The organism is Streptosporangium sp. NPDC006013, from assembly GCF_040614275.1.
In the GTDB taxonomy this organism is placed as follows: Bacteria; Actinomycetota; Actinomycetes; order Streptosporangiales; family Streptosporangiaceae; genus Streptosporangium.
The window spans coordinates 1-1,438 of sequence record NZ_JBEXUE010000930.1; the positions used below are offsets into that span (position 1 = coordinate 1).

A 1,438-nucleotide genomic window follows, 5' to 3' on the forward strand; every position below is an offset into this window, starting at 1 on the left:
CTAGTAGTACTTCGTTAGGTTGATTTGATCTTGGGTGTTGGGTTCGGCATGCTGCTCTCGTGGACCTGGGGGAGATTGAGCAGTTGCGGGGTGAGCTGGCCGCGTTCGTGGCCGAGGTGTTCGCGTCGGTGCCGCGTCGAGATCAGCGGGCGAAAGGCGATTGCTATCTGCGGGGGTTGATGCTGGATGGTCGGCGCAAGTCGATCCAGCCGATGGCCGAGCGGCTGCCGGACGGTGACATGCAGGCCCTGCAGCAGTTCGTGAACCAGTCGCCGTGGGATCACACCGCGGTGTTGCGCGCGGTGGCCCTCAAGACGGTCGCGGCCGTCGATCCGCAGGTGTGGGTGATCGACGATGTGTCCTTCCCCAAGGACGGGAAGATGTCGGCGGGGGTGGCCCGCCAGTGGTGCGGGGCGTTGGGCAAGCAGGCCAACTGTCAGGTCGCGGTCAGCCTGCACGCCGCCTGTGACACCGCGTCCGTGCCGATCTCCTGGCGGCTGTTCCTGCCCAAGGAGTGGGAGGACGACGCCGGACGCCGGGCCCGGGCCGGGATACCGGATGAGGTCGGGCACCGGGAGAAGTGGCGGCTGGCCCTGGATCTGATCGACGAGGCGATCGGCTGGGGCCTGACCCCGAAGGTGATCGTCGCCGACGCCGGCTACGGCCAGATCACCGCGTTTCGCCACGGCCTGGCCGAGCGCGGCCTGGATTTCGTCGTCGCGGTCCGCTCCGATGAGTCCGCCCACCCCCACGATGCGGTGCCCACCACGCCCGCGTGGAGCGGTAGCGGGCGCAGGCCCGCCGCCCGCTACCGCTGCGCGGCCTCCTCGCTGAGGGACCTGGCCGCCGAGCCGGGCCGGGCAGGCTACCGGCGGGTGACCTGGCGCAGGGGTTCCAAAGGCTCGATGCGCTCCCGGTTTCGAGTGCGCGATGTGCGTCCGGCCGGGGTCACGGTTCGCAGGTACGCGATGGCCCGGGTAGGAGGAGCGGCCGGCTGGGACGGGGTCCTGCCCGCGGTGACGTTGCTGACCGAGTGGCCGGCCGGTGCTGCGGCGCCCACCGAGTACTGGCTGACCAGCCTGAGCGCCGGCACCCCGCTGCGGCGTCTGGTCCGCCTGGCCAAAATGCGCTGGCGTATCGAGCACGACTACCGGGAGATGAAACACGGTCTGGGCCTGGACCACTTCGAGGGCCGCACCTGGCGGGGCTGGCATCACCACGCCACCCTGGTCACCGCCGCTCATGCCTTCCTCACGCTCCGGCGCCTGGACCCAAAAGCCCCAGCGCCGGCCTGACCTTCTACCAAGTCCTGGCCACGCTCCAGGACCTCATCCGCGCATGGACCGGCGCGTGCCCCACCTGCCACCGCGACATACCCGCCGCAGTACGGCCAGAACACCACCCACTCGAACCAACCTAACGAAGTACTACTAGTGCT

Annotated in this window: 1 protein-coding gene; it reads left to right on the top strand. The window is 69.4% G+C overall.

The genetic code is table 11. From position 1 onward, the window contains the following. The first annotated feature begins 59 nt into the window (after positions 1 to 59). Positions 60 to 1,295, top strand: coding sequence for an IS701 family transposase (locus ABZ260_RS51005; protein ID WP_355633188.1), 1,236 nt, complete (start codon positions 60 to 62; stop codon positions 1,293 to 1,295). Positions 1,296 to 1,438: the final 143 nt, after the last annotated feature.